The organism is Faecalicatena sp. (genome assembly GCF_058819085.1).
Genome location: NZ_JBZUUL010000044.1, coordinates 60048 through 82051 on the forward strand (window position 1 = coordinate 60048; position 22004 = coordinate 82051).

The 22004-nt window shown below is 40.0% G+C and carries 23 protein-coding genes and 1 pseudogene; 6 read left to right on the plus strand and 18 right to left on the minus strand.

All coding sequences use genetic code 11. The features are described 5' to 3' along the window. Positions 1 to 80: 80 nt before the first annotated feature. The 9 genes and pseudogenes from AC4OGX_RS19745 to AC4OGX_RS19785 form a co-directional block, all read right to left on the minus strand. Positions 81 to 653, minus strand: coding sequence for an SdpI family protein (locus AC4OGX_RS19745; RefSeq protein WP_493332487.1), 573 nt, complete (start codon positions 651 to 653; stop codon positions 81 to 83). A 2-nt stretch (positions 654 to 655) separates the two neighbouring features. Beyond that, entirely contained in the window at positions 656 to 916 is a 261-nt protein-coding gene (locus AC4OGX_RS19750; protein WP_493332488.1) for an autorepressor SdpR family transcription factor, read from the minus strand. 102 nt (positions 917 to 1018) lie between these two features. After that, positions 1019 to 2392, minus strand: coding sequence for a B12-binding domain-containing radical SAM protein (locus AC4OGX_RS19755; protein WP_493332489.1), 1374 nt, complete (start codon positions 2390 to 2392; stop codon positions 1019 to 1021). A 329-nt stretch (positions 2393 to 2721) separates the two neighbouring features. Then, positions 2722 to 4320 (minus strand): ATP-binding cassette domain-containing protein, encoded by a 1599-nt coding sequence (locus AC4OGX_RS19760; protein ID WP_493332490.1) that lies wholly within the window; start codon positions 4318 to 4320, stop codon positions 2722 to 2724. A 91-nt stretch (positions 4321 to 4411) separates the two neighbouring features. Continuing rightward, positions 4412 to 5419 carry a radical SAM protein gene (locus AC4OGX_RS19765; RefSeq protein ID WP_493332491.1) on the minus strand — a complete coding sequence of 336 codons (1008 nt, stop codon included), beginning with the start codon at positions 5417 to 5419 and terminating at the stop codon, positions 4412 to 4414. Further along, positions 5403 to 5942, minus strand: coding sequence for a hypothetical protein (locus AC4OGX_RS19770; protein ID WP_493332493.1), 540 nt, complete (start codon positions 5940 to 5942; stop codon positions 5403 to 5405). Before AC4OGX_RS19770 ends, AC4OGX_RS19765 begins: the two co-directional genes overlap by 17 nt. A gap of 432 nt (positions 5943 to 6374) precedes the next feature. Further along, a pseudogene (locus tag AC4OGX_RS19775) lies at positions 6375 to 6671 on the minus strand (nucleoside recognition protein); the annotation flags it as partial. A gap of 115 nt (positions 6672 to 6786) precedes the next feature. Next, a complete protein-coding gene (locus tag AC4OGX_RS19780) occupies positions 6787 to 7821 on the minus strand; it encodes a virulence RhuM family protein (RefSeq protein WP_493332494.1) in 1035 nt (344 codons plus the stop codon). 350 nt (positions 7822 to 8171) lie between these two features. Then, complete coding sequence (locus AC4OGX_RS19785; protein WP_493332495.1) at positions 8172 to 8786, minus strand: nucleoside recognition protein; 615 nt, start codon at positions 8784 to 8786, stop codon at positions 8172 to 8174. A gap of 100 nt (positions 8787 to 8886) precedes the next feature. On the opposite strand from AC4OGX_RS19785, the gene AC4OGX_RS19790 reads away from it, so the two are divergent. Further along, entirely contained in the window at positions 8887 to 9963 is a 1077-nt protein-coding gene (locus tag AC4OGX_RS19790) for a GGDEF domain-containing protein (protein ID WP_493332497.1), read from the plus strand. Here AC4OGX_RS19790 and AC4OGX_RS19795 read toward each other — a convergent pair. Further along, positions 9960 to 11711 carry a DUF885 domain-containing protein gene (locus tag AC4OGX_RS19795; protein ID WP_493332498.1) on the minus strand — a complete coding sequence of 584 codons (1752 nt, stop codon included), beginning with the start codon at positions 11709 to 11711 and terminating at the stop codon, positions 9960 to 9962. The two genes, AC4OGX_RS19790 and AC4OGX_RS19795, sit on opposite strands and share 4 nt — an antisense overlap. Before the next feature lie 195 nt (positions 11712 to 11906). Between AC4OGX_RS19795 and AC4OGX_RS19800 the strand changes: the two genes are divergently transcribed. After that, on the plus strand, positions 11907 to 12443 hold the full coding sequence (locus tag AC4OGX_RS19800; protein ID WP_493332499.1) for a spore maturation protein: 537 nt from the start codon (positions 11907 to 11909) through the stop codon (positions 12441 to 12443). A gap of 129 nt (positions 12444 to 12572) precedes the next feature. After that, on the plus strand, positions 12573 to 13229 hold the full coding sequence (locus tag AC4OGX_RS19805) for an ABC transporter ATP-binding protein (RefSeq protein WP_493332500.1): 657 nt from the start codon (positions 12573 to 12575) through the stop codon (positions 13227 to 13229). Positions 13230 to 13686: 457 nt separating this feature from the next. On the opposite strand, the gene rsmI is transcribed toward AC4OGX_RS19805, so the two are convergent. The 5 genes from rsmI to AC4OGX_RS19830 all read right to left on the minus strand — a co-directional run bounded on the left by rsmI (position 13687) and on the right by AC4OGX_RS19830 (position 17617). Next, on the minus strand, positions 13687 to 14529 hold the full coding sequence (rsmI, locus tag AC4OGX_RS19810) for a 16S rRNA (cytidine(1402)-2'-O)-methyltransferase (RefSeq protein WP_493332502.1): 843 nt from the start codon (positions 14527 to 14529) through the stop codon (positions 13687 to 13689). Positions 14530 to 14582: 53 nt separating this feature from the next. Then, positions 14583 to 15281: a tRNA1(Val) (adenine(37)-N6)-methyltransferase gene (locus AC4OGX_RS19815; RefSeq protein WP_493332503.1), complete on the minus strand. Its 699-nt coding sequence runs from the start codon at positions 15279 to 15281 to the stop codon at positions 14583 to 14585. After that, positions 15271 to 16176 (minus strand): PSP1 domain-containing protein, encoded by a 906-nt coding sequence (locus AC4OGX_RS19820; RefSeq protein ID WP_493332505.1) that lies wholly within the window; start codon positions 16174 to 16176, stop codon positions 15271 to 15273. The genes AC4OGX_RS19815 and AC4OGX_RS19820 overlap by 11 nt, the downstream gene beginning before the upstream one ends. Before the next feature lie 4 nt (positions 16177 to 16180). Further along, complete coding sequence (gene holB, locus AC4OGX_RS19825) at positions 16181 to 17176, minus strand: DNA polymerase III subunit delta' (RefSeq protein ID WP_493332507.1); 996 nt, start codon at positions 17174 to 17176, stop codon at positions 16181 to 16183. Between the two features lie 216 nt (positions 17177 to 17392). Next, complete coding sequence (locus AC4OGX_RS19830) at positions 17393 to 17617, minus strand: hypothetical protein (RefSeq protein ID WP_493332509.1); 225 nt, start codon at positions 17615 to 17617, stop codon at positions 17393 to 17395. 337 nt (positions 17618 to 17954) lie between these two features. On the opposite strand from AC4OGX_RS19830, the gene AC4OGX_RS19835 reads away from it, so the two are divergent. Together AC4OGX_RS19835 and AC4OGX_RS19840 are read left to right on the plus strand one after the other, a co-directional pair. Continuing rightward, on the plus strand, positions 17955 to 18272 hold the full coding sequence (locus tag AC4OGX_RS19835) for a helix-turn-helix domain-containing protein (RefSeq protein WP_493332510.1): 318 nt from the start codon (positions 17955 to 17957) through the stop codon (positions 18270 to 18272). An 89-nt stretch (positions 18273 to 18361) separates the two neighbouring features. Then, on the plus strand, positions 18362 to 18517 hold the full coding sequence (locus AC4OGX_RS19840; protein WP_493332512.1) for a hypothetical protein: 156 nt from the start codon (positions 18362 to 18364) through the stop codon (positions 18515 to 18517). A 64-nt stretch (positions 18518 to 18581) separates the two neighbouring features. Here AC4OGX_RS19840 and AC4OGX_RS19845 read toward each other — a convergent pair whose 3' ends face one another. Then, on the minus strand, positions 18582 to 19169 hold the full coding sequence (locus AC4OGX_RS19845; RefSeq protein ID WP_493332514.1) for a nucleoside/nucleotide kinase family protein: 588 nt from the start codon (positions 19167 to 19169) through the stop codon (positions 18582 to 18584). Next, a complete protein-coding gene (locus AC4OGX_RS19850) occupies positions 19162 to 20571 on the minus strand; it encodes an aminotransferase class I/II-fold pyridoxal phosphate-dependent enzyme (protein ID WP_493332515.1) in 1410 nt (469 codons plus the stop codon). The genes AC4OGX_RS19845 and AC4OGX_RS19850 overlap by 8 nt, the downstream gene beginning before the upstream one ends. 157 nt (positions 20572 to 20728) lie before the next feature. Between AC4OGX_RS19850 and AC4OGX_RS19855 the strand changes: the two genes are divergently transcribed. Next, positions 20729 to 21160 (plus strand): hypothetical protein, encoded by a 432-nt coding sequence (locus tag AC4OGX_RS19855; protein ID WP_493332516.1) that lies wholly within the window; start codon positions 20729 to 20731, stop codon positions 21158 to 21160. Positions 21161 to 21626: 466 nt separating this feature from the next. On the opposite strand, the gene AC4OGX_RS19860 is transcribed toward AC4OGX_RS19855, so the two are convergent. Continuing rightward, positions 21627 to 22004: hypothetical protein (locus tag AC4OGX_RS19860; RefSeq protein WP_493332517.1), on the minus strand; the 378-nt coding region annotated here is incomplete at its 5' end.

Genomic DNA, 22004 nt, shown 5'->3' on the forward strand with positions numbered 1-22004 from the left:
CCTATTAATGACAGTATATAGGCGGTAGCCCTATTCAGAGAATCTCGCCTTTCTATGGATACTGCCTCCAAAACGTTATACTATTTTCGTTTATAATGAATAAAAGAATAGACTGACGGTATCATCATGCACACAATTAAACCGCCAATTGTAAACAATACTGGATTAACAAACATTCCCCCTACTACCATGATAACAGCTATTGGAAAGGAACAATATCCTAATACTCTGTGTGTCGCACGCCAAGTGTCCTCATCATGAACTGTCCATGGTAACCTAATCCCAATCGCACCGTTAATCGGGAGCTTAGGAGCCGCATTACCTACTAACAATATCACAATTGTTACAAAAATCAGTATAAGTTTATCACTATTTTCAGAATTTATATCCGGTTGAAAATGATGAACTACAAACAAGAATACTATCACAATTCCCGTAAGTATGTTATATCTTCGCAATGTCTTGACCTTTGGATTACCTTTCTCTAAATCCGCAATATATGGCATAAATACATGAATCGCAATCAGGAATATCGCAATCAGGAGTAGAATCATATATGTCCTCAAAACCCCTGCTGGAATCAAAATACTACATAATAAAATTATAATCGGAAATAGAATTTTTATGATATCCATTACTTTTTTATTATTCATAACTACTCCTTTTCAAAAAAAGATAAAAAACCACTTAAAGCCTCCTGTAATACAGTAATATTTAAAGAATATATTACATTTACCCCACTTTTTTTTGATGTAACCAGCTCTGCATTTTTCAAAATCTCTAAATGCTTCGTTATTGCTGGTTTGGACATATCAAAATGATTTGAAATCTCTCCTGCCGTCAAATCTCCCGCATTTAAGATTCTTAAGATTTCACGTCTTGTCGGATCACTCAACGCCTTAAATACACTAACCAAAATTATTTATCCTTTCATTCATAAGGGTAACCCATTTATGATTTAGTATTTTTATTAAGCATTTTCATATCACCATTTTATTATCCAAAAACATCGTTTATACTACTCATAGAATACAGGCATATTATATAAAATACCTGGTATGTTTTTTTTGATATCTTTATACCACTCATTAACCTCATTTAATAAAGAAATAGTAACTTTCGGATGTACTCTAAAAAATACTTCTTTACTATTAATCCACAATGGTTTGTCGAAAATACTTTCGTTTACCATAATATCATATTGCTTTCGATTTTTCCATAGTGTAGAAGGTAGATAATATAACCAATTTATATTGCATAAAACATTAAATCTATGTCCTATTTCTTCAATAGTTCTCAGTGTCATGAAAATTTCTCTTTTGCTTTCCCAAGGAAAACCAATAATAAACGAAAGCGAACATTTATCGTCACACTTTTGTTCTGCCATAATTTCAAGTGCTTTATATAACTGTGCTATTGTTATTTTTTTATTTATAATCTCTAAACCATAATCATATCCACATTCTACTCCTATTTGCATCCCTGATATTAGATTGATATTTATTTGTGTAAAAATTTTTTTAGATAAAATATTGGAAACTCTAACTTCCAAAAAAAACTTCTTTTTCTCTCCATACTTTTCCTCTATTAATCTAAAAATTTCAACTGTACGAGTTTCATCTATTGTAAAACAGTCATCTACAAATAAAAAATACTCATAAAAATTAAAATTATTTTTGATTTCAATTGAGTTTTCAATTTTTTTTAATACAACTTCTGGCTCTAACCCCCTCCAGTTTTTTCTATGTGGGATGGAACAAAAGCTGCAACAAAACGGGCACCCTCTAGAAGATTCAATGGGAATCTGTATGTAGGGATTATCTTGAGGTAACATAGTATAATCAGGGAATGGTACTTGGCTCAACTCATCAACAGTAAAAGCTTTGCTTTCTATATTTCTTGCTATATCACCATTTTTTCGATATGAGAGCCCTTCAACCTCATCATAACCAATCTTCCCTGCAATTGCATCCAATAATCGAACAAAGGAACGTTCTCCATCTCCCCTTAAAATAAAATCTACATCCTTATTTAATAATATATACTCATCAAATGCACTTGGATGAAGACCGCCCAAAACAATTTTTATATTTGGCTTATACTTACGAATATGCTCTATTGCAATATTGGTTGTAGACCAGTTAAAAGAATTACAAGAGAACCCTACCACAGTAGCGTCATCTAACCGCTGTATTAAATACTTTATTGAATTGGTGATTATATTTTTGTTTCTATTAAATTTTAAAAATTCACATGGATCAATTAATGAAACATCATAACCTTTCATTTTACCAATAGTTGCTAACAAGTAAATACCTAGTGGGGGCACCTCAAGATGTTCAAAACGATTTGGCTTTACTAATGCAGGTAGAAATACTAACTTTACTTTCATTTCTATTCCCTCTCTTTATCTCTAAGTCATGAACCACCATTTAAACTGGTGGCATAATAATAGCCCCTATAAGAGCTATTATTTCTGCTCGCCTCAAAGGGCAATATCGCAAGCACGTTTACTGGTCCGCCATAAAACAGTACCTCTGGATTCTTCTGCTTGTTCATTTATATATTTTTGAACTGCTTTGTAATATGATATATTTCCATTATTCATATTGACAACCTACTATACTTGAATTTAGTTTGAGGCATCATTCCTACATAGTATAGAAGCTTTTTCACCTCACAGTTTCCAACTATTCCATTCTCTCGAATATAACCGCAAGATTAAATTTTAATCTGAAAATCACATATTTCGGCCACTTCTTTTTCATGAGTAATAACAATTACTATTGCTTCCTTTTTTAATACTTCTACAATAGCTTTCACTTTTTTTAGCCCTTCCGTATCCATAGCTGAAGTTGGTTCATCTAAAATAAATACATCTGGCCTTTTTAATAATGCCCGAAGCATGGAAATCTTTTGCCTCTCTCCGCCCGAAATATTATCAGCTTTTTCATTAATTTGGGTATATACATTAATTCTTTTTTCTTCTTTTTCGCTATAAAACCATTCTTCTAAAGCGGAAGTAACATCTTCTACTGATAAATTTTCTCTGCATTGTACTATATTATTATAAACTGTATCTGTAAACAACTCCGGCTCTTGTTCTACTACTCCTATCAAATTGCACCGTATATGCATCATATCTAATCTTTTTATATCTATCCCATCATAAGTAATCTTACCAGTATAATTTTTATAGATACCCATAATCAAATATGCTAAAGTAGTTTTTCCAATACCATTTGACCCCAAAATAGCATATGCATTTCCTCGTACAAATTTAACACTAAAATTCCTTATTAAAACATTTTCTTCATATGCAAAAGAAACATCTTGAACAACTATATCATGAATAGAGGCCATCCTAATTTCACCATTCTTCTCTATTGGCTTATTTAGAATGTCGTTGATTCGCTGATATGATACCTGCACATTTTGAAGATTTTGTCCTACTCCAAAGAAATAGCGTATAGCTCCAATTCCCATAGTATAATATGATGATATAAGGGTGAATTTTCCTATACTTAATTCCCCATCGATTACCATTATCCCACCAATAAAAAAGAGGAAAATCTGCCCTAAGGTTACCATAGCAACATCCAAACTCTTATACATATATTGTACGTTTTGTAATTTTAATGCAGATGTTATTAGTTGGTGAAATGGTTCAATTATCCTTTTTGAAAACCAAGACAATATTCCATGAATTGTTATATATTTAATTTTTGACAATTGCTCATATAAGCTCCCATAATATATAACTTGTTTTTCTTTGAAATTAAATGAAGCTTGAAAAACACGATTTTTCAAGCATAAATAAATACCAACATACAGTAGCATTAAAATTATAAAACCAATAAATATCTTATTATTTATGCTACATATTATCAACATCGGTATTACTAATTTAAATAAATTAACAATTAAGTTCTGCATAAACTCAAAGCAAAATCCTACAACTGTTTGAGTATCCGAATTAATTTGCTGTATCATACGAGTTTTATTCTTTGTATTTAAATATAAAAGGCTAATAAGCTGAGCGTGATTAATAATATCTCTATTCATTTCATATACAAATAGATTATTTGATTTTACATAAACACGATTTACAAAGTATCCAATAATAATACCACTTAAACTTACTATTCCAAAAAAGAAACAGTATTTATAAATATTATTCTTATTTCGGCTTACAACTATTGTATCAATAAATGAGCTTGATATCATAGGTATAATAAAACTCAAAATACCAGATAAAACCAGACACATTCCAAACACTACTAAAAGACCCTTATGCATTTGAAAATACTTTTTACACATTTTGTATAATTTAAGCACTATTACACCTACCTTTTATAACACTAAATGCTTTCTAAGGACAGATTACATTATACTGTAATCTGTCCTTAACTTATTGAACATCATCGAGTACTTGTTTTGCTAAAAATCTTTCTCTAATTTCAGTATAACGCTCTTTGTAGTGACTAACGATAGTCTTCTGTATTTCTACATTTTGATAAATGTATGCACATGCCTGACACATATGATGAAATTTAGGTATCAAAATGTCTGGATTCCACTCTTTAACTTGCTTTATAATAGCATGCGGTCCTTCAAGCGCTAACCAGATTTTTATAAAATCCTCTTTTTGTGCCTCATAAGCAGATAATAAATTGTTTCCATTAAACTTTCCTAAAGATAGTTCGGGAATATGCTCTACACACAAACCACAACATCCTAATATAGTTTTATCTGGGCTGAGGCATATAGAATCAAACAAAGTATTGCAGCTTTGAGATTTACGGAATTCTAAACTATCTTCATCATATTCGAATATACGATCACTATGAAATGATACCCATACAGCATTCATAATTTTAACATATTTACTCAATCCCTTTTCCACTATTTCTTCAATAAATTTTGGATGATTTTTAAGGTCATTAGATGAAAACCTAGCTGTACTATTCGTTTCAACCGCAACTGCTGTATACAACTGCAATTGAGCCCCTGCAATCATTGCATTCAGAATATTCTCAAATGGCACGTATTCCTGATGATCGTCTCCTGTTGAAAGATTTAATTCCTGCAAACCACATTTCTTAAGCACCTCTAATATAGCTTTTGCTTTTTCTGGTGAAGTGGCCCAGAAACCATTTGTTACGCATCTAGAACCGATTCCCTTTTCTTTTGCATATTCAATACCTTTTCTTAGTTCTTCTCCAAGTAAAAAACATTCACCACCACTCCATACTAAAATTTTAATACTCTCAAAGTTTGCCACCTCGTCTATAAACTCTTTTATATCAGACCATGACAAACGTTTTTGAATTGATGGACTACATTCGAAACAACACTCCTTACATTCTGCCGTGCACCTGAATGTAGGAACGATAACCCCCTTACTTGGCCCATTCATTCGTCTCAACCCCGTATTGTACTTCTGCCTTCACTAATTCAATAAGCCTATTTACCACTTGATCCTTAAAGGTTTTTCCTCCACATAAATATGCTGCTTTACCAATATCTGTAGGCTCCGGTCCTATATCTGGATCTGGCTCATCATCAAATACTAATTCTACAACTGCCAGAGCTCCTACCACAACAATTCCCTCTGCAATAACATACCAATCCATTTCATGCCAGCCATCCACAACAGTCCTGCTTTTACTAACAATCTCTTTGATATTTGTATGATATATATTTTCCAAGCAATATTCAAGAAATTTATCAGCATTTTTATCAGTGGCAAGTTTTCTAGCGTATTCTGACTTTGCAAATCCTACTAATTTTATTTCTGGAGCTTCAATATCATTATATTCAATTTTTTTAGATCCATCTCCCTCCATTTTAATAATAAAGCGACTTGTACCTTCCTGCTCTATGTCTCCAGAAACGCTTGCAGGAGCTCCAAAAAGTCTTGTAGTCTTGTTTCTACCCATAGTTACCTCCTTTGAATACCTTTTAATTACTTTGCTACAATACCAATATATAACAAAATAATATATTTTTCAATAATTAACTAATTAGTTAATTAGTTATTTAAAAAACTAGCCCAAATAATTTTTTATACCTTTATAAAAACTTACCTATTGGCAACAAATCACATTCTATCTTCTGGCCTGCTTCATTTCATAGAGTTATACAATTTAAGAACACCCAAACCATCTTTTCATTCAGCCCAATTACTACATACAAAATACTTATTTTTTATAGACTATAACATCCTCAACGCAACAATCTATAATTTCACAAAGCACATTTATTGTATGAGTCGGTATAGGCTGATTTACACGCATCTTGGACAATTGGCCGGATACTGTACGATTTTCTCTGCTCATTCTACCTGCAGATGTCCCTATTAAACCTACAGTTTACCTCATTCTCCCTCTAGCCTTCACCTTACAATACACCATCGCCACCACCGTACTCACCGCCGTTGCCGCAATCCCCGCCCCGACAATTGCCGCCGGATTCACACTCCCGTACTGGCTCCGATAAGCGATCACATTTACCGGGATCAATTGCAGCGATGAAATATTCATGATCAGAAACGTACACATCTCATCCGAGGCCACTCCCGGTTCTCTCGCCCTCCCCGGGGCCCTTCCTTCCCGCCTCTCCTTCTCCAAATCTGCAAGCGCCGCCATGCCCTGCAGCCCCCTTTGAGTCAAGTTAATGACACAATTTTTTTGTTTTCTTTTGTTTTTCTCTAATATGTTAAGCAAGATTTCCCTTCTAATATATTTCTAATTTGAGAAACTTTACATTTGTATTTCTGAAAAGCTATCCTTTTGTTTGTTCTTCCAACCCTAGTAAAAACCTATCATAATCAGACATAAACAGCCTGTCCTGTACAATCCGATATTTCTCAAACTCTGTCTCAGCATGAAGCTTTGCCTGCTCTGCACTGATTTTTCCTGCGTCAGTGAGAATTTCATTTCCGTTAAACTCCAAAAAGCCATCCAGACGTTTTGCCCAATCCTCCATGCTCATAGGAATCTTACGTTCTGCCTGAAGCTCAGCATAATCAAGATACAAAGATACAATTCGCTCCATATATGACATTTCTTTATCGTTCAAATAATTCTTTGCAACCGATACATCGGCTTTTACGATTTTCCCATCCGGCGCTGACTCCCATGTAGTCAATCCCATATGTTCTTTTTCTGCATCTGCTCGTTCTACAATTAACTCTGCGGCTGTGTGCCTATGGACTGCCCAGTGCATCTTATTCTGAACAGTCTTGAAGAAACATCTGGTAGTCTTTGCATCTTTATCATAATCAAAGGCCGTAGCATACAAGTCCGTAATTTTTTGATAAAATTTCCGCTCCGATAGGCGAATTTCACGAATATTTTGCAGCTGACGCTCAAAGTATTCATCCGTGAACATATGCCCCTTTTTCAGACGTTCCTTGTCCATTGTCCAGCCTTGAATCGTATAATCTTTAACAATCTGACCAGACCATTTACGAAAACGAACAGCACGGTCATTATTTACCTTAAATCCCACAGCAATAATCATCTGGAGATTGTAGTGCTTTGTACTGTATTGCTTTCCGTCAGAAGCAGTTATAAAGTATTTCTTTATAACTGAGTCTTCTGCCAATTCTCCATCATCTAATACTTTTTTAATGTGTTGTCCGATATTCTGCACCGATACATTATAAAGCTGTGCCATCATCTTTTGTGTCAGCCATATATTTTCATCTTCATAGCGCATTTCCATGCTGTCGGCGCTGTCACCGACTGCTGCAACATAGGTCAAATACTCTGCCGCGCTGGAGTGAATTGTAACCTCGTCTTTCTTTTTAGGCATGATAATCCCCCAATCCATGATTCTTTCGAATATTTTCAAATACTTTCTTCGCCGAAACTATTCTGTCAGCCAGTATATCCAAATATCTTTTTTTATCAGCAGCTCACGGTAAAAGTAGTCATACACAATACGTTTCCGTTTTGCTTTGGTGTAGCGCAGTTTTGTGTAGTAAAAACTTTCCCATATTTATTTAATATACCACAAACAGACTCTTCTGTCACAAATGTTTCAACTCCAATATCTACTGTCATATAAAGAACTTAGTCTCAGTGTTTTATTTTCCATTATAAGTGCCCAATTACTTTGATGGCTATCTGCATTACATAAAACAAAGTGTACATTCGCCCTATTCACACTCTCCTCCCCGCCTTCATCTTACAATATACCATTGCCACCACCGTACTCACCGCCGTAGCCACAATCCCCGCCCCGACAATCGCCGCCGGATTCACGCTCCCATACTGGCTCCTATAAGCAATTACATTCACCGGAATCAATTGCAGCGATGAGATATTCATAATCAGAAACGTACACATCTCATCCGATGCCACCCCCGGTTCTCTCGCCCTTCCCGGCGCCCTGCCTTCCCGCCTCTCCTTCTCCAGATCTGCCAAAGCGGACATGCCCTGCAGCCCTGCAGGTGTAGCCGCCCATCCCAGCCCTAAAAAATTCGCTATGAAATTAGTGCTGATATACTCATTTGCCTTATGTCCCTCCGGGATATTTGGAAATAGAAACCGGATCAGAGGCCTCAGCTTTTTGGAGGCCATTTCAATGATCCCGGCCCTGGACGCGATCTCCATCATTCCCACCCAGAATGACATGACTCCCATCATTGTAATGCACAGTGTCACAGCCTCCTTAGCTGAATCCAGAGCGGCATTTGTAATATCCGGCATTCTCCCGTTAAACGCTCCAAACACAACTCCTATCACAATCATGCCTGCCCAAAGATAATTTAACAATTTTTTTCCTCCTATAATTTTTCATATTATTGTAATATTTCTGTGATTTTTATGTTAGAATAGAACTACTTACAAACTTCATAAACCAGGGGTGGATGCTATGATTTCATATAATCATTTTTTTATCGAAAATTATCATACATATTATGAAGATATTGCCGACAGGAATTTAAAAGCGGTCCAGCTTATATCCGCAATCGGTGTGATCATAGGAGTACCTTTAAGTATTGCCTCGCTGTTTATGAAGCATTTTTTAACATCTACAGAGGCTTACACGCTTTTAGTAATAACCTCTGTCCTTTTATATTTATTAGCTCAAACATTTCTAAAGACACATAAACGTTTTGTGCCTTTTGCCTTTTATGTTGTTTTTTCTATTATCATGGGAACCTCCATCTATCTTGGCACCATTACACATCCAGAAATGAATGCTGTTACTTTTTTTATCTTTCTTGTGATCCTGCCTCTATTTATGATTGATATCCCATACCGTATGTGTATCTTTATGGGGATCTTCTGCCTGATCTTCTGTTTCTTTTCGAAACACTATAAGGCATCTTATATTGCTGAATACGATATCCTCAATACGATCATTTTTTATATGCTCAGCATTATAACCTCCCACCAATCCAACTACTTGAATATGAAGCAGATCATGGCAAATAATATCCTGGAGATCCAGAGGGATACTGATAAAATGACCGGTCTGTGGAACCGCGGCTTCTGTGAAAGAAAGATCAACACCTTTCTTTCAGCGCAGGATTCAAAAGGGGCCCTACTTGTCGTAGATGTAGATAATTTTAAACTGGTAAATGACTCTAACGGACACGCCTGCGGTGACCGGGTACTGCGTGAGGTCGGTGCTGCACTCAAGAGTTCCTTTCGGACTACAGATATCATCGGCCGGCTCGGAGGAGATGAATTTTTAATCTTCCTTCCAAGCTGTATTGATCCTGAGATCATTCGGATTCGTGTTTCTCACTTTTTAGAGATGGTAAGCAAGATCGATACAGCCTCAGAGGAAGAAATTCCCCACATCAGTGCCAGCGTAGGGGTCTCCCTCTTCCCGGAAGACGGTGACAACTTCAAAGATCTCTATAAGCATGCCGACGAAGCTCTTTATCTATCCAAGCAGAGCGGTAAGAATCAGTACGCCTTTTACCATGTTCTGCGTTAATTTTTCACCGGCAGCTTCCACATATATTCTTCCACGAGTGCAAATGGTGCCGGTCCCACGGATAATACCGCCTCGTGGAATTCTTTTTGTGAAAAATCTTCCCCCTTTTTCTGTACCCATTCCCTTTTTAGCTCCAAGAATTCCACATAGCCAATATAATATTTTAAATAATTTCCGGGAGAACCGATAACCAGCTCGTAAATCCGCTCAACTGTCCTGCTGTCTTTTATTCCATAATTTTTGAAAAAAGCGATCGTATCAAGCCTGCTCCATCCCTCATAATGGATTCCCATATCCGCCAGGGCATATAATCCAAGAATAATGGAGCTGTTTTTCTGCAGTAAAGTTGCCTGTTCTTTGCTTAGTGATGAAAGATAATAACTGCACATCTCCGCATAGGTTGCCCAGCCCTCCACATATCCGCCGAAGTTAAAGATACTCCTTAGTGGATCCGGGTCCGTCCCCGCATAGTAGACAGTCTGATACAGGTGGCCGGGATATCCTTCATGCGCGAGTGTAGTATACAAAGTCAGATTATTACCCATGTGTGCCTGATTTACATAGATTACATTTTGCGTCGTATCATCGATCGCCGGTATCATATAAAATGCTGGACTAAGATGCTTTTCCATTGCTTTTGGCACATATTTCACCTGCGTCACCGTTTCCGGCGGCTGTGGAAATGACGTTCCGGTCTTTGACTCCAGCTCCTTTAGGATAGACACCGGGTTATTCTCCTCCATTGCGGCGGTTTCCTTAGCCTCGCTTCCTGCTATCTGAAGTACCTCCTCCATTGCCTCCAGATCCGATATGATCTGCCGTCTTGTCAGATCCTCCAATTGAGGGATCGTTTTATTTGATCCAGTGGATTCATAAACGATCTGTTCATAATAATCCTTCCCTTCCGGTAAATGGCACAGCCCTTCTTCATTTTTCCCTGTCCCCTTCAATTTCTGTACAGCTGAAACCAGCTGGCTGTATGCCGGGAGAACATAACTCTGCAGCATCTGTGCATTTTTCTTGATATAACTGCTTTTTTCCGAAGTGGAAAGCTCCAGCTGCTTCAACCGTTCTACAAAAGTAGAAATCAAATAGTTGCTTTCCCCCATCTCCATAAAAGCCGTACACTGTGCAATTACCGTATCTGCAGCATAATCAGCCATAAACAGCCCGGCCTTTGATTTTTGCTTTTCAAATTTGATCAGGGATTGAAAATAATCCGGCGTTGATTCCATAAGCTTGAGGTAAGTGTCTACATCATCCTTATCATAAAACTGGTACTCTGACAAAAGAACCGGCAGCTGCGTCTGTATACCGCTGACCAGCCCCAGAGGTTCTTCATATAATAAATATTTTGTGTTCTCTTTTGCCATTGAAAGATACTCACTCAGAACATCATAGGTCAGCTGGTTTTCCACAGAGAGCTTATCATACGAAAACTGCTTAAGCGCCGCCTGCAGATTTTCCAGGGAAGCCTTTGAGGCCCTCTGATCTGTAGAAAACTCTCCAAAGGTAATGGGTGCATTTTTTATGCCGTATGTATCTGGATTTTTCAGAGAATAATGGAGGCTGATCGTGTTGGAAGCAACCTCCTGGCAGAATACCTCATTTGTAAATGATTGGAATGTCTTATTCTGATTGGCCGCCGCCTTTGGGCTGCAGCCAGTGAACAGCACCATACCTGTTACACTGATCGTGAGACAAACGGCTGTCAGCCGTTTTCTATACTTGGGAAATAGAAATGACATGAGAACTCCCCTGACATCTTTGCTTTATTTTATGAAAAAAAGAAAGCCGATATGCCACACCGCCCGATTCCTTTCACTGATCCAAGCCTGTGATCCTGTCTTAGCACTTTTTGAAGTCCTTGTTTTATAAGCATTGTTTCCCAGAAAACGGCATATACATAAAGCGATAACAAAACGTTTATGCCGAGGTAGTTCATGCAGTTTTTCCTCTATATCACAGACTTCATTGTCCCTTTTATCATCCTTGCGATCGTCACATATGGTGTCCTGATGAAGACCAATGTTTACGATAATTTTATAAAAGGTGCCAAAAGCGGTTTTTTCACAGTCATCAAAATCATGCCCACCCTGATCGGACTCATGGTCGCCGTGGGAATTTTAAGGGCCTCTGGTTTTCTTGATTTTCTCTCCACACTTATCGGACAGTTTACCGCATACATAGGCTTCCCCGGAGAACTGGTCCCCCTCACCATCGTTAAAATGTTCTCCTCCTCAGCCGCAACCGGACTTCTTCTGGACATCTTTAAGGAGTACGGAACCGATTCACGCCTTGGCTTGATCGCTTCCATATCTATGGCATGTACCGAAACCATCTTCTATACTATGAGTGTCTACTTCATGACTGCTAAAATCAAAAAGACAAGGTATACTCTCTCAGGTGCCTTACTCGCAACCTTTGCGGGACTCATAGCCAGCGTCATCCTGGCCGGGATGATGTGCAAAGGGGTCTGACCCTTTTGACCGCCGTTTTCTGAGTTTTTTCAAACAATTCGGAAAATGGGCAGCAAAAGGGTCTGACCCCTTTGCATTGCCCTATGGTATGTGCTAAAATTGTGATAAGAAAATAGCGGAGGTGTTCCTATGTCCAGTGTAACACTTAAAAATTTAAATAAAACTTATCCCAATGGATTTATTTCTGTTAAGAATGTTTCTCTTCAGATTGACGACGGAGAATTTGTCACCTTCCACGGCCCCAGTGGGTGCGGGAAATCCGCAATACTCCGCATGATAGGAGGTTTGGAGGATATCACGACCGGAGAGATTTATCTCGGAAACGATCTGCTCAACGATATCCTGCCAAGGGACAGAAGCCTGGCCATGGCCTTTCAGAATTATGTTCTCTATGATCATTTTAATGTGTATGATAACATGGCACTGGGACTGAGGCTGCGCAATCTCCCCCGTGGAGTCATCGATTCCCGGGTTAAAACGGCTGCCGAATTCTTCGGCATTTCCAGTGTATTGGATAAGAAGATCCGATCCATCTCCGATGCCCAAAAGCAGAAAGTAGCACTTGGACGTGCCATTGTCTGCCGCCCTAAAGTATTACTTGTGGATGAGGATTTTGCCAGACAGGATGAACAGCGCAGACAGGAAATGATCACAGATATCAAGAAGATCAACAAAGATCTGGGGATCACCGTTTTATATGTCACTAATAATTACGACGAGGCTGTCACTCTCGGAACAAAGATCGTTTTTATGAAGGACGGAGAGATTACCGAGGTGCGTCAGTAAAGCAACCTCATAGATCCAAAACAGAATATGAATCAGTAAAAAAGGCGTATTACAAAATCTGTAATACGCCCTTCATATGAGTTCAATCCAAGTCTTATCTCCTCTTATATTCCGCAATCTCCTGCTGTCTGTCCACGCTGTCTATCCTGTTGTCATTTCCAAGCTGTCCCACCACAATGCCTGTACATGCTGACGTAACTGCTGCCTGATCCTAATGTCTTACACGATGTCATTTCCCGATGTCTCGTCTGTTGTCTGAACCTGATGTCATTTACGGAACTCTAAAAAAGTACCGGCGAATTGCCGTTCCTTCATTCTCAGCCTTTTTTTGAACTTGGTATTTATTTTATACTCACATCGCCCAAACCGTCAATGTCACATTTCTCTAAAATAAATCGTAAAATCGCAAAATATTTTTCACATACTTCCAAAACTCTATCTTAATGGGCAGACTTCCTTATCTGGTCTCCAGATAATTATAAATCTCCCGCTTCTGTACGCCCCGGTCTTTGGCCACCTTTTTCATTGCATCCTTCTTGCTCATGCCCTCAGACAGATAGAACTCCATATGCTCCTCAATGCTCATCTCTTCCCATCTCTCCCTGTCTTCGCGCACCGCTTCAGTGCGGCTCCTGCCCTCGATCACAAGCACACACTCCCCTTTTGGTTCCTTTGCCTCATAATAAGACACAGCCTCCTCCAAAGTAGTGGCAAACGCCGTCTCATGGCGTTTTGTCAGTTCCCTGCACACGGTTACCCTTCGATTGCCCAAACGCTCCAAAAGAAGCTTTAACGTCTTTAACAGACGATGCGGGGCCTCATACAGGATCATGGTCCTAAACTCCTGCTCCATCTCCTCCAGGACCCACTTACGCTCCTTCTTATCTGTCGGCAGAAATGCCTCAAAGGCAAATCTTCTCGTAGAAAGCCCTGACAAAGTCAATGCCGTAATACAGGCTGCTGCCCCCGGAAGTGATGTAACCGGAATCTCAGCTTCATAGCACATCTTCACCAGCTCTTCCCCCGGATCGGATATCCCCGGTGTTCCCGCATCCGTAATAAGTGCGATATTCTGCCCTTCCATCAGCTTTTCCACAAGCTTCCTGCCCTTTTCAAACTTGTTATACTCATGATAGCTGGTCATCGGAGTCTGAATCTCAAAATGGTTCAGCAGCTTAATGCTGTTGCGGGTATCCTCGGCTGCGATCAAATCCACCTCTTTCAGCGTGCGGATCACCCGAAACGTCATATCTTCAAGATTTCCGATCGGCGTTGCACATAAATATAAAGTCCCTGACATAAATTCTCCTTCTGCTCTCCCTGCTTGTTATCTAACATCGGCATTTTTAGCCATTACTTCTCATACATGATAACCGGCGGTTCGATCTTCACACGCGACTTCCCGCCCTTCATCCCCTCTATCATAACCATTGTCGGCTCCTTATCCACATAGGGATGTATGAACCTGAGCCTCTTTGGCTCTATTTTATACTGATTCATCTTCACCATGATCTCCGCCAGTCTAAAGGGTTTATGTATCATATAAAACCGCCCCTTGCTCTCTCGCAGCATCTTAGCACTCTCCCGCAAAATATCATCCAGAGTACATAAAATCTCATGACGTGCGATGGCCTTGGCATCCTGAGGGTTCTTTAGCCCATGCTGATTAAGCATATAAGGGGGATTTGTTACGATCACATCAAAAAAGGCCGGCTCCAAGATCTCAGCCGCCTCTTTGATATCTCCTGTTACAATATCGATCCTGCCTGCAAGGTCATTGTGTATCACACTGCGCCTGGCCATATCCGCACTTTCTTTTTGTATCTCAAGTCCGGTAAAATGTTTTCCTTCCGTCTTAGCTGCCAGAAGGATCGGCAGGATCCCCGTTCCGGTCCCTAAGTCCAGAACGGTCTCATCTTTTTTAACTTTAGTAAAATCAGAGAGCAGCACTGCATCGATCCCAAAGCAGAATCTCTCCGGATCCTGAATGATCTCATATCCATCCAGCTGCAGGTCATCGATGCGCTCTCCTGGTCTTAATTTAGTTGTCATCTAACTTTGATGCTCCTTCGCCCTTCTCCAGTGCCGCAAGTTTCTTCATCTCTTCCTTGGAAACCTTTGCTTTTCTGCGCCTTGGTTTGAATTTGAGTTCTTCTGCCCGGTATTCCCGGATCTCCTTCTCATCATTCTCCAGAGTAACGATCACCTTCACCAGCTTCCGCAGCACACTCAATGAATGTACGGTTCCACTCAGCCCCTCGGAAGTCGTCACCTGATCCCCAACAGAGGGAAGCTGGCTGTTCAATTCCTCATAAGTCTCCTCCTCATTGGTCAGGCAGCACATCAAACGCCCGCACACTCCAGAGATCTTCGTCGGATTCAGTGACAGATTCTGCTCCTTAGCCATCTTAATAGATACTGCCGCAAATTCAGAAAGATATGTGTTACAACAGAGCGGTCTTCCACAAATACCGATACCGCCGCGGATCTTCGTCTCGTCCCTCACTCCGATCTGCCGGAGTTCGATCCTGGTGCGGAACACTGCTGCCAGATCCTTCACCAGCTCTCTGAAATCGATCCTTCCATCTGCCGTGAAATAAAACAGCACCTTATTATTATCAAATGTATACTCTGCATCGATCAGCTTCATCTCAAGCCCATGCTTGCGTATCTTCTCCAGGCAGATCTTAAAAGCCTCTTTTTCCTTCTCCCGGTTCTTCTCTTCCACCTTGCGGTCCTGCTCCGTCGCTACCCTGATCACAGACTTAAGCGGCTGCACGACCTCCTCATCCTTCACTTCCTTTGGTCCTGAGACAACACGCCCGAATTCAACACCGCGCGCAGTCTCCACAATCACATTGTCACCCTGCTTGATGTCAAACTTCCCGGGCGCGAAAAAATAAATCTTTCCCGCCGTACGGAATCTCACACCTATTACTTTCGTCATCCTGTTAATTCTCCTTTATCGTCAATAAAAGCAATTCCATGGTAAGTTCAAAATTCACATTCGCCTTCAGTCTTGCTTTTGCTTTTTCCAGTGCGTCAAGAATAATCTCGATTCCCTCATAGGAACTCTTATTCGCACGATCCTTAATATACTTCAGCTGGTCAGAAAAGACCACCCTGTCCACATTACGGGTTGCCTTATAGATCAGCACATCCCGATACCAGATTGCGATCACATCCATATAATCACTGATCTCCAGCTTATAAGACATGCATCTCTTCACAGCCTCGATCAGGTCGCTTAAATCCATCTCATTGATGTTACGCAGCAAATGGACTGCCTCTTCCTTAATCTCATTAAAATGTTCAGAAGTGGCAAGCATGATCGCCTTCCCCATATTCCCCTGGGCAAATGCAACACAGACATCCGCCTTATAATCCGGGATCTCCATCTGCTCCATCAGATACTTTTTCACAAGCTGATCCTTGATATTACGCAGCTTTAGCATCACACATCTGGACCGGATCGTAGGAAGCAGCGTCTCCGCATTCTCCGTCAGCAGCATGATCACTGCATACTCCGGCGGCTCCTCGATCGTCTTTAAGATCGCATTCTGAGCCTGCACAGTCATCATATCCGCATCCGCAATGATATAAATCTTATATCTGCTGCTGTAAGGCTTGATCACAATATCATGATTCACCTGTTCCCGGATATCATCGATACTGATCGTATTCGGCTTCTCATGAGTGACCTTGATAATATCGGGCTGGTTATTATTCATCGCCTGCTTGCAGGACTGACACTTTCCACAGGCATCCCCATCCTCTTCCCTGTCCTGGCACTGCAGGCTCATGGCAAATAAACTGGCAAGCAGCTTCTTCCCGGAGCCCTTCTCCCCATTGAGGATATACGCATGTGACACCTTGTCCGTCTTCACCGCATTTCCTATATATTGAATAATATTCTTGTGTCCAACAACATCTTTAAAACCACTCATAATATCACCTGCTGCCCCTTATATTTTCCTTTGTAAGTTACTTTGCATTTATTGTACTATAGGTATCTTACAAAGTTGTGAACTACAGATTAAGTATATCATAATTTTCTGTGAAGATATAGCCCATAAATTCTGGTTTTTGCAGACACTCTCATAGACGTGCTGACCTGACTTTTTACAACGGGTTTGACTCCTGTTTTCATATTTACATAGTCATTAGCTTCCCGCCGCAATTCTCAGGATATCCCGGTAAATGGCCTGGGCCTCTCGGAGCTCTTTCAGCTCCCTCTCTAAAGCCAGTTCCGCTTTCAGCTCTTCCAGTACATTTTCCGTCTCCCTGAGTTTCCTTTTCTCGCTCTCTATATCAAAATTCTCGCGTGCCATGATCTGTTCGATCGTATCCTGATCCAGCCCCAGCGTCCTCAGATTTCCCCTGTCCATGATCTGCCTCCTTCTTTTGAATCATCAAAACGGATATCAGCAAATCCGCCCTGCTGCTTCTTCATAACCTTATCTTCTTTTTCCCTGCATTTTACTTTCTATTTTTCATTCAATTTCTTGCGTATATGCAACATTTTCTTCAAAAAAATATAATCCCATTCATTTTCTTGCGTATACGCAATTTATATTGATATCATACCACATTTTTATACTAAGTCAATCCCTTTTTTGCAAATCTGCAACATTTTCTTGCGATAATGCAATTTTATGGTATGATATAATGTATAGAATAAAAGATCCCAGAATTATATCGTGATAATGCAGGAGGTAAGAAAGTATGGATATCAGCAAAATGATCAGATCAAGACGGCTGGAACTTGGACTCACTCTCAAAGATGTGGCCTCTGCACTCGGTACGGCAGAGTCTACAATATCCCGCTATGAATCAAGCAATATTCAAAATATGGGAATTGATAAGATAGAAGCCTTAGCCAAGGCCCTTAAATGCTCTCCAGGCTATTTAATGGGCTGGGAAAAGGATGATAATGCACCTCGCACGATTGCCGCTCATCTGGACACCTCCGACCTCACACAGGCAGAATTAGATGATGTTGCTGATTATATCGAATTTATCAGAAATAAGAGAAATAAATAGAAATTTTCTATGGTAAACTATAAATCTTGCAAAAAAAATTAAATGTATATTTTCTCCCATACTGCGGCAGTATATAACGAGGTGATATTATGGCATCTTATGTAGCGCCCGAACTTCGGGAAAAATTTGAATCTTTACCGATCAATCTAAAAAACTGTATCCTTGAAAGGAACGTTCAGCTCAGAAGTATTTATGATCTGATCCATGTCTTAGAGGATATAGTAGCAGAGGGAGAAGCAGAATAACCTGCCTCTCCCTCTTTCGTAAACTATTACTTCAATATCCTCTGTTTACATTCTTGATCCCCTGCTACAAAATACAGTTATCCAGATACTCCTGAATCTCATTCAGACATGTGTCAATGTCATCGTTTATAAAACGTTTCTCGATCCCCGCCTTCTTTAAATTCTCCTGGGAGAAATCCTCCTGATCAGCCAGAAATCTTCTGCACATCTCTGCATACTTCGGCTCCTCCTGCATCCGTTCCCTCTCAAGGGCCCTAAAAAGCCGCTGACCGTCCTCTACCTCAACATAGATAGGAATCATAACATCTTTCCCAAAATACCTGCACATAGCCTCATAGGACTGCAATGTGCCGATCACAAGATAATGATATCTATTTAAATCTATTTGTCCGTCATCTGCGGTAAAATACTTCCACACACCACATTTTGTATCGTATGCGCGGACCTCGATCACGCACCCCTTGCTTTCCATCTCTGCCAGACGGTCCTCGTCTACAAAATAATACTCTACCCCGTCTCTCTCCCCTGCACGCACTGGTCTTGTCGTATATAAAGTGATCGTCTTAAGCTGCGGCATTCTTTCCCTGAGCTTTTTATAAATCGTATCTTTTCCCGAAGAACTTTTCCCCATGATATAGCAAATTTTACCCATTTATCAACACCTCGATTCTGCCTTCCTGACCTAAACCTTCTATAGAAAACCCCATGGCATCATAATTACACAGCAGTATAGCCGCCTCTTCCGATATTTTTTCCCCCGGAACGATCAAAGGAATTCCCGGTGGATAAATATAGGCGTATTCTGTGGATAAGTATCCCACGCTCTCCTTCCAAGGCAGACTGGCCGTTGAAATCCCTTCCTTTTTCCTCAGTATGAGATCCAGCCTGGCGGAAGAATACTTTTTCTCCAGTCTTGGAAGATTACCTGTTGTCAAATCTCGTGAAAAGCTTATCCCCGCATCTATTTCCACTAATGCTTCTGCCAGACGCTGCATTCCTTCATATGTATCCCCTACTGATGTCATGGCAAGCACATAGGAGCCCGCTGTCATTTCCATCTGCAGATGATATTTCTTTAATAAAATATCATGCAGTGCTCTGCTTGTCATATCCGTCCCTTTCACAGATATTACTAGTTTTGACTTATCATACTGATCTGTCTCCAACAGCCTAAGGTGCTTTAAACTTTTTAGCCTTTTTCGTGTCATTTCAAGCAGATCTACATATTTCTGAAAACATTCCTGTCTGTTTTCCAAAAGCATTCTGATACACTCATCCATACTCGCCATCAAAATATAGGAGGGGCTGCTTGTCTGAATCATATGCAGATACTTTCTGATGCACCTGCGGTTTACCAAATCCCCATTCATATGGATCAACGCTGTCTGCGTCAAAGAAGGAAGCGTTTTATGCAGGCTGTGTATCACCACGTCTGCCCCCTTCGCATTTGCATTTTCCGGGAAATACGGATGCAGTCCGAAATGTGCTCCATGTGCCTCATCAACGATCAATGGAATCCCTTTCTTGTGTGCCCTCTCCGCAATTGCCTCCACATCTGACAAAACACCGTCGTAGGTTGGTGATGTGATTACCACAGCTTTCACATCCTCATATTCCTCCAGCGCCTGCTCCACTGATAAAACATCGATCGGACCATTTAATTCCATATCATTATAAAATTGGGGATACAGATATACCGCCTCCAGTTCATTCATATAGATCCCGTGATAAACCGACTTATGGCAGTTTCTTGCTACTAATATCCTATCTCCTTTGGACGTACATCCCAATATGGCACTTAAGATTCCGGCTGTACTTCCGTTGATCAGAAAACATGTCTCCTGGGAATGATAAAGCTGTGCAGCTCTCATTTCAGCCTGCTTTAATATTCCTTTTGCATGGTGCAGATCATCGAACCCATCAATCTCCGTTATATCAAGATCATATGGTAATGAACATTGCATTATCCCGGAATTTCTTTTATGCCCGGGCATATGAAACGCATAATAATCTGTTTTACTATAGTTCAATAACTTATCATATAAATATTCCATTCTCGTTCCTCGCATATTAAAAAAAACCGAGAAAAGCATTTTCTCGATCTCTTAAAGTAATGAGCGTGCGGGGATTCGAACCCCGGACAACTTGATTAAAAGTCAAAGGATCGAAATGCCCGCGCGCCTTGTAATTACTGCCACTGTCCAAACTTGTATGGAACAACTTTGGAACATTGTAAATAATTATACAGATACCTGCAGGATAAGTCAATGGGCCAAAAATTACAAGATATACTCTGATCGGGATTTATATATTCAAATATTTCCACTAAATCAGAATTTACAGTTCAAAAAATATAGTGAATGGGGAAGTTTAGATCCTAGTAATTTGAATTCCAATACTAGACGTTTTTCTAATGCAGCGACGTCAATAAAGGAACTTGTATTTGTGCTCTATATTGGTGGTTCATCGGCGGATGTAAACTACGAATACATTCATATACATACACCATTTGGCGAATTACTAGATGGTTATTATACTGCTGCTACAAGTAAAGGTACATTAAAAATATATTATTCAAAAAACAGTAAAATAATTGATGTCTATACTCTTCCGACTACGCTAAAACAGATTCTTTATAGGTAATCAGGAGGCTGATATATAAGAGAATGAAAAACGAAGCCATGCATTTGCTGGAACAGTTTGGCAAGTATACATATTTGCTGTAGTGCCAGTCATTAATACCTCCATGTCTCCTCTCGAATATGCTGATGTTGAACGACAATCCTGTTGTACTACTGCATTTGGCAGGTTTGTCGCCACAATATTGTAGCTACCAGATATAATTCCGACTGTCTTTCCAGAAAAATATACATGTACTTGGTAACCAGATTTAGCATAATGAAGATGTGTTGCCGAAAACAATTCCGGGTTTTGCAAAGCGTAACTACCGCGAATCATATTCTGATTTAGTTAAAACTTGACACACTTTGTTGCATGTATGATGCAAAATATGATACTATATGTAATGAGATTGGGACTAATCTCCTCAAACCATTTAGTCCCTTTCCCACCACATTCATACCCGGGCCAGACAGACCCGGGCTTTTTTTTATGCAATCTTGATCTGGATCGCCTCGAGCCGTTTTGACAAGCCATAGGTCCCGGCCTCGCCACCCTTGACCCAGCTTGACCAGCCTTCTCCCTGGATATGATATCTGATAAAGATGTCCATTCCATCAGGCAGCCCCTCGGCTTCCAGCCTGACTGCTTCTAGACGCAGGCTTTTACCTACTGTGCCGATCACTGTATCCTTTGTAATGTATCCGTAATCAACCGTACCGATATTTTGAATATGAGCAGCTGCCTTTAAACGGACACCAGGCATCTTGAGATCGATCTTAAGTGCCTCGAGACGCTTTGACTTTCCGGTAATCCCGGCAATCTGTCCATCCCTGACAACCGGCAGCCATCCGTAAGACTGCTGATG

What these genes read in the sequence shown, in the direction of transcription:
- AC4OGX_RS19745 (WP_493332487.1), bottom strand. Translation starts at nt 653, where the DNA reads ATGAATAATAAAAAAGTAATGGATATCATAAAAATTCTATTTCCGATT.
- AC4OGX_RS19755 (WP_493332489.1), bottom strand. Translation starts at nt 2,392, where the DNA reads ATGAAAGTAAAGTTAGTATTTCTACCTGCATTAGTAAAGCCAAATCGT.
- AC4OGX_RS19760 (WP_493332490.1), bottom strand. Translation starts at nt 4,320, where the DNA reads ATGTGTAAAAAGTATTTTCAAATGCATAAGGGTCTTTTAGTAGTGTTT.
- AC4OGX_RS19765 (WP_493332491.1), bottom strand. Translation starts at nt 5,419, where the DNA reads ATGAATGGGCCAAGTAAGGGGGTTATCGTTCCTACATTCAGGTGCACG.
- AC4OGX_RS19770 (WP_493332493.1), bottom strand. Translation starts at nt 5,942, where the DNA reads ATGGGTAGAAACAAGACTACAAGACTTTTTGGAGCTCCTGCAAGCGTT.
- AC4OGX_RS19780 (WP_493332494.1), bottom strand. Translation starts at nt 7,821, where the DNA reads ATGCCTAAAAAGAAAGACGAGGTTACAATTCACTCCAGCGCGGCAGAG.
- AC4OGX_RS19790 (WP_493332497.1), top strand. Translation starts at nt 8,887, where the DNA reads ATGATTTCATATAATCATTTTTTTATCGAAAATTATCATACATATTAT.
- AC4OGX_RS19795 (WP_493332498.1), bottom strand. Translation starts at nt 11,711, where the DNA reads ATGTCATTTCTATTTCCCAAGTATAGAAAACGGCTGACAGCCGTTTGT.
- AC4OGX_RS19800 (WP_493332499.1), top strand. Translation starts at nt 11,907, where the DNA reads ATGCAGTTTTTCCTCTATATCACAGACTTCATTGTCCCTTTTATCATC.
- AC4OGX_RS19805 (WP_493332500.1), top strand. Translation starts at nt 12,573, where the DNA reads ATGTCCAGTGTAACACTTAAAAATTTAAATAAAACTTATCCCAATGGA.
- rsmI (WP_493332502.1), bottom strand. Translation starts at nt 14,529, where the DNA reads ATGTCAGGGACTTTATATTTATGTGCAACGCCGATCGGAAATCTTGAA.
- AC4OGX_RS19815 (WP_493332503.1), bottom strand. Translation starts at nt 15,281, where the DNA reads ATGACAACTAAATTAAGACCAGGAGAGCGCATCGATGACCTGCAGCTG.
- AC4OGX_RS19820 (WP_493332505.1), bottom strand. Translation starts at nt 16,176, where the DNA reads ATGACGAAAGTAATAGGTGTGAGATTCCGTACGGCGGGAAAGATTTAT.
- holB (WP_493332507.1), bottom strand. Translation starts at nt 17,176, where the DNA reads ATGAGTGGTTTTAAAGATGTTGTTGGACACAAGAATATTATTCAATAT.
- AC4OGX_RS19830 (WP_493332509.1), bottom strand. Translation starts at nt 17,617, where the DNA reads ATGGACAGGGGAAATCTGAGGACGCTGGGGCTGGATCAGGATACGATC.
- AC4OGX_RS19835 (WP_493332510.1), top strand. Translation starts at nt 17,955, where the DNA reads ATGGATATCAGCAAAATGATCAGATCAAGACGGCTGGAACTTGGACTC.
- AC4OGX_RS19840 (WP_493332512.1), top strand. Translation starts at nt 18,362, where the DNA reads ATGGCATCTTATGTAGCGCCCGAACTTCGGGAAAAATTTGAATCTTTA.
- AC4OGX_RS19845 (WP_493332514.1), bottom strand. Translation starts at nt 19,169, where the DNA reads ATGGGTAAAATTTGCTATATCATGGGGAAAAGTTCTTCGGGAAAAGAT.
- AC4OGX_RS19850 (WP_493332515.1), bottom strand. Translation starts at nt 20,571, where the DNA reads ATGGAATATTTATATGATAAGTTATTGAACTATAGTAAAACAGATTAT.
- AC4OGX_RS19855 (WP_493332516.1), top strand. Translation starts at nt 20,729, where the DNA reads ATGGAACAACTTTGGAACATTGTAAATAATTATACAGATACCTGCAGG.